Source organism: Trebonia sp., assembly GCF_030042015.1.
GTDB lineage: Bacteria > Actinomycetota > Actinomycetes > Streptosporangiales > Streptosporangiaceae > Trebonia.
In genome coordinates this window covers 1-4,634 of sequence record NZ_JASIAL010000099.1, presented here as the reverse complement: position 1 = coordinate 4,634, position 4,634 = coordinate 1, and the positions used below count along the sequence as shown (strand labels likewise).

The window sequence follows — 4,634 nt, the reverse complement described above, 5'->3', positions numbered from 1 at the left end:
CGGCGTCGGCCCAGGCCCCGGCGCCTGATCCGGCCGTGATCCCGCCCGACGACGACCTCATGCGCGAGCACGGGGTGCTCAAGCGCGTGCTGCTCTGCTACCGGGCGATGATCGCCCAGGTGCAGGCCGGCGGGCAGCTCAGCCCCGCGCACGTGCAGGAGTCCGCCCTGATCATCCACGACTTCATCGAGGGATTCCACGAGGGCCTTGAGGAGGGCTACGTGTTCCCGCGGCTGCTGCGGGCCGGGCAGCTCACCGGCACCGTCACCACCCTGCTGACCCAGCACGCCCGCGGCCGGGTGATCACCCAGTTCCTCCTCGCGCACACGACCGGCGGGCAGCTGGCCAGCCCGGGCATGCGGACCCGGCTCACCGGGGCGATGCAGGCGTTCGTCCGGATGTACGAGCCGCACGAGGCGCGCGAGGACACGGTGGTGTTCCCGGCGTTCCGCCAGCTCGTGCCGGCGGCGGAGCTGACCAGCCTCGGCCAGTACTTCGCCGACCTGCAGCAGCAGCAGTTCGGCACCGACGAGTTCACCGCGATGGTCGGCCGGGTGGCCGGCATCGAGCAGGAGCTCGGCGTCTACGACCTGAACCAGTTCACCCCGCAAGTCAGCCAGTACTCCTGACCACAGGCGCCGCTGTCCGTTCGGGAAAATTTTTAAATCCTTATCCCGAACGGGCGCGGCTGCCTGCCCCGGGCGGACCCTCAGGCGGTGGCGGCCGAGCGCCAGCCGGCGTGGTAACTCTCGCGCACCACGGCCGAATACGGCGCCGGGCTCACGATCGCCCGCACCCCGAGCTGCTCGTGCGGCTGCACGGTCGTCTTGCGGCTGCCGCCGCCTGGCTCGCCCCAGACCACGGTCACCTCGGCGCCGATCGGGACGTCGGGGTTGACCGTGGCCAGCGACAGCGCGGTGCGCTCGTTCGCGCTGTAGCCGGTGAACAGCGACAACCCGACCAGGTTCCCGTCGGCGTCCAGGATCGAGTCGAAGTTGGAGGAGCCGTAGTTGGCGTTCGGCAGGTCGAAGAACTGGTAGCCGGGCCCCGGGTACACGGGGGAGGCGAGCAGCCTGGCGACGTCGTCGGCGTTCCAGGCGAGGGTCACCTTGCGCCGCTGGGTTTCCGGGGTGACGGCCGCCAGCGCGTCCCGCCCCACGAAGTCGTGGTCGAACTTGACGAACGACCCGTAGCCGAGCTCCCACGGGTTGAGGTAGTAGTCCTCGATCCGGTCCGACACGAAGCTGCCGGCCAGGGCGTTCGTCGCCTCGTAGCTGTCAGGGCCGAGCCATTCGCGGTAGGGCCGCAGTTCCTCGGCGGTGTAGATGGCGGGCAGCGGCGACGGGATCCAGCCCGATTCCAGCGTGTTGCACGAGTAGGCCCGCGCGCCGCACGGCTCGAGCCCGAACTCGCGGCCGGCCTCCAGGACCGCGTCCCTGACCTTGTCAAAGCTCTCGTACCGGCCCCAGATCTCCAGCCCGGGGGCGCCCGCCATGCCGTGCCGCAGGGTACGGACCTGCTCCCCGGCGATCGTCATGTACCCCATGTGGAAGAAGCGCACCTGCTCCATCGGGCCGCCGTTGAGCTTCTCGATGACCGGCCAGGCGTTCGGGCCCTGGATCTGGAAGCGCCACACCTCCCGGGTGACCGGCTTGCCGTACGGGCGCGACGGCGACCGGTTGTCCAGCCGGATGTCGACGTTGTAGCCCTTGCTGCCCGCGAACGTCAGGTAGTTGGCGACGGGGGCGCGCCCGACGAACACGAACTCCTCCTCCGCCAGGTGGAACAGGATGCCGTCGCCGATGACGCCGCCTTCCGGGCCGACGGGGACGAACTGCTTGGCCGTGTTGACGGGGAACTTCGCCATGCTGTTGATGGCGGCGCCGTTGAGCAGGCGCAGCGCGTCAGGCCCGGAGACGAACAGGTTGGCCATGTGGTGCGTCTGGTCGTAGAGGACCGCGGTCTCGCGCCAGGCGATCACCTCGCGGCGCCAGTTGGTGAACTCAGCGGGGACGACCGGGTAGATGTAAGCGCCGAGCTGGGAGTTGCGGAGCAGCTCTACCGTGTTTCCCGCATTGTCCAGCACTTCCTGCAGGTTCTTCGCACTCATGTGTCATCCCGTTCTTCTGCGGCGGCGGCCGGTTCCGGTCGGCGAGAGTCTTTTTTGACGTAACGGACGTCGGTCCCGCGATACGGTCAGAGTACGCATTCGCGGGCGGTCACATGCTAGCGCCGGGCCACGCGCTCCCGGGAGGGCCACCCGCCTGCCAGCGGGAACGGCGGTGACCTCGTGAGCACGGATCCGGTGAAGATCACGGGCATCACGATCACGCCGGTCGCCTTCGCCGACCCGCCGCTGCTGAACGCGGTCGGCGTCCACGAGCCGTACGCGCTGCGCGCCGTCGTCGAGATCGCCACCGACGCCGGGCTGACCGGGCTCGGCGAGACCTACGCCGATGAGCATCACCTGGGCGCGCTGCGTGCCGCCGCGCGTGCGATCGAGGGCGCGGACGCCTACCACACGCTTGACATCTACCGCCGGGTAGCGGCCGTCGCCGGCGGCGGCGGCCGCGCCACCTCGTCGGGCCTGACCGGCGACAACGCGGCCGCCGACCGGGTGTTCTCGCCCTTCGAGGTCGCCTGCCTGGACATCCAGGGCAAGGCCGCCGGCCGGCCGGTCGCCGACCTGCTCGGCGGCGCGGTCAGGGACGAGGTGCCGTTCTCGGCTTACCTGTTCTACAAGTGGGCCGCCCACCCCGGCCGCGACCCGGACGACTGGGGCGAGGCGCTCGACCCGGACGGCATCGTCAGGCAGGCCAGCCGGATGGTCGGCGAGTACGGCTTCACGGCGCTGAAGCTCAAGGGCGGGGTCTTCCCCCCGGACGTGGACATCGCGGCCATCCGCGCGCTGCGGCGGGCCTTCCCCGGCCATCCGCTGCGGCTGGACCCGAACGCCGCGTGGACCCCCGGCACGGCGATCGGCGTGGCCCGCGACCTGGACGGCGTGCTCGAGTACCTGGAGGACCCCACGCCCGGCATCGACGGCATGGCCCAGGTGGCCAGGCGCGCCCCGATGCCGCTGGCCACGAACATGTGCGTGGTGGCGTTCGGCCACCTGCCGCCGGCCATCAGGGAAGGCGCCGTGCAGGTGGTGCTGTCCGACCACCATTACTGGGGCGGCCTGCGCAGGTCGAGGCTGCTCGCCGGGATATGCGAGACGTTCGGCCTCGGCCTGTCCATGCACTCGAACTCCCACCTCGGCATCAGCCTGGCCGCGATGGTGCACCTGGCCGCGGCCACCCCGAACCTGGGCTACGCCTGCGACACCCATTGGCCGTGGAAGACCGAGGACGTCGTCACGGGGACGCCGCTGGCGTTCCAGGCCGGGGCCGTCCGCGTCCCCGACGGCCCCGGCCTGGGCGTCGAACTCGACCGCGACGCGCTGGCCGCGCTGCACGAGCAGTACCTGCGGTGCGGGATCCGCACCCGTGATGACACCGGCTACATGCGCCGCGTCGACCCCGGCTACCAGCGCGAGCAGCCCCGCTGGTGAAGCGCCCGCGACGGGCGCGACGATGGGCGGCGGCGGTACCGCGCCGACGCCGTCGCGGACGGGGGCACCGCGTGGCGGGCTGACCGGCACGGTTGGGGGGAGAACCGAGCGGTGCGGTACCGCCGCACACTGTAACCGTACAAGTCAGCTCGAACTCGGACAAGGGCTTCTCGCCGTGGGCGAAACGGGAATGGACGCCTGTCACGCCTGATACCGGACGTGGCATCGGCGCTGTTGGAAATCGGTCAGCTGACCGATGTTTCTCGCTGCAACTTGCACGACTATTTTTCTTGCAACCGGCGCCCGAGCACCCCCGGAATTCGCTCGGGACCTTCCCAGGGAGCAGCCGCGCGGGGCGCCTTCCCGCGGCGCGGCCGCTCCGGCCGGCCCGCGAAGGAGGCACGATGAACACGATGGCGCCGACACTGTCCCGTCCGGCCGGGCTCCAGGCGTGCCGCGTCCGGCTGGCCACGGGTCCGGCCGCGGCCGCGCAAGCGCGCAGCCAGGTCCGGGCCGTCGTCTGCGCCTGGGATGTCCCGGTCGACGCGGAGACCGGGCGGGGCCTGCTGCTCGCCGCCACCCTGTCGGCCGAGTGGGGGTGCTACCGCACCCCTGCGGGCAAGGTCGTGTACTTCACGCTCGCGTGCCAGCCCGGGGTTCCCGAGCCGAGACAGCCCGCGAGCGCGGCGGGGTCACCGTGACGCGATCGTGCGCAGCGCCGACTCCCTGGCGATATCTGTCCGCGAATGGACGTCGAGCTTCTTCAGGATGTGCGAGACGTGCGTCGCCACGGTCCGCCGGGACAGCAGCAGCCTGGCCGCGATGTCGGGGTTGGACAGCCCCTCCTGGACGAATGCGGCGATCTTGACCTCGGTCGGGGTGAGGCTGTCCCAGCCGCTGCGCGCCCGCCGGTGCTTGGAGTGCGGCCCGCGCCTGATGCCGTGGGCGCGGAACGCGGCCTGCAGCCTGGCGACGTCGGCGGCGGCGCCAAGAGCGGTGTAGACCTCCACGGCGGCGGTGAACGCGGCCCGCGCCTGCGCGCGGTCCCCGGTGCCGACGAACTGCGCGGCGGCCGCCTCGA

Annotated in this window: 5 protein-coding genes; 3 read left to right on the top strand and 2 right to left on the bottom strand. The window is 71.4% G+C overall.

The window, feature by feature from the left end; translation table 11 throughout:
• A partial coding sequence (locus tag Q1N79_RS04990; protein WP_300605045.1) for a hemerythrin domain-containing protein occupies window positions 1–629 on the top strand: 629 nt, incomplete at its 5' end.
• 80 nt (window positions 630–709) lie between these two features.
• On the opposite strand, the gene Q1N79_RS04985 is transcribed toward Q1N79_RS04990, so the two are convergent.
• The gene (locus tag Q1N79_RS04985; RefSeq protein ID WP_300605043.1) at window positions 710–2,110 is read right to left on the bottom strand and encodes a hypothetical protein; all 1,401 of its coding nucleotides are present in this window, start codon (window positions 2,108–2,110) and stop codon (window positions 710–712) included.
• Between the two features lie 180 nt (window positions 2,111–2,290).
• Between Q1N79_RS04985 and Q1N79_RS04980 the strand changes: the two genes are divergently transcribed.
• Window positions 2,291–3,553: a glucarate dehydratase family protein gene (locus Q1N79_RS04980; protein ID WP_300605041.1), complete on the top strand. Its 1,263-nt coding sequence runs from the start codon at window positions 2,291–2,293 to the stop codon at window positions 3,551–3,553.
• A gap of 404 nt (window positions 3,554–3,957) precedes the next feature.
• Entirely contained in the window at window positions 3,958–4,254 is a 297-nt protein-coding gene (locus Q1N79_RS04975) for a hypothetical protein (protein ID WP_300605040.1), read from the top strand.
• Here the strand turns inward: Q1N79_RS04975 and Q1N79_RS04970 are convergent.
• On the bottom strand, window positions 4,246–4,634 hold a 389-nt coding region (locus Q1N79_RS04970; protein WP_300605038.1), incomplete at its 5' end, for a helix-turn-helix transcriptional regulator. The genes Q1N79_RS04975 and Q1N79_RS04970 overlap by 9 nt on opposite strands.

Coding starts and splice junctions, on each gene's coding strand:
- Q1N79_RS04975 (WP_300605040.1), top strand. CDS start 3,958: ATGAACACGATGGCGCCGACACTGTCCCGTCCGGCCGGGCTCCAGGCG.
- Q1N79_RS04985 (WP_300605043.1), bottom strand. CDS start 2,110: ATGAGTGCGAAGAACCTGCAGGAAGTGCTGGACAATGCGGGAAACACG.